General features: G+C 56.1%; 1 protein-coding gene. It reads left to right on the top strand.

Annotation, left to right across the window (positions count from 1 at the left end):
* On the top strand, positions 1-353 hold a 353-nt coding region (locus FKW19_RS15170; protein ID WP_150225429.1), incomplete at both ends, for a transposase.

Consider the following 353-nt stretch of genomic DNA (forward strand, 5'->3'; position numbering starts at 1 on the left):
ACGCTCAACAATTTGTCTGATGAGCGGACGGAATATCTGATCAACGATCGCCTCTCCTTTATGCGTTTCCTTGGTCTGGGACTTTCAGATCGGGTGCCGGATGCCAAAACGGTCTGGCTGTGTCAAAAGCGTCTGACCCAGGCGGGTGCGATCGATGGGCTGTTCAACCGCTTTGATGCCACCCTGCGCAACGCCGGGTATTTGCCGATGTCAGGCCAGATCCTGGATGCCACGCTGGTAGCGGCTCCGAAGCAGCGGAACACCAATGCAGAGAAAGCCGATCTTCGGGAAGGACGTATTCCTGAAGACTGGCAGGACAAACCCGCAAAGCTGTCGCACAAGGATCGTCATGC

Origin of the sequence: Acetobacter sp. DmW_125128, from assembly GCF_008704325.1 — a bacterium.
In the GTDB taxonomy this organism is placed as follows: Bacteria; Pseudomonadota; Alphaproteobacteria; order Acetobacterales; family Acetobacteraceae; genus Acetobacter; species Acetobacter oryzifermentans.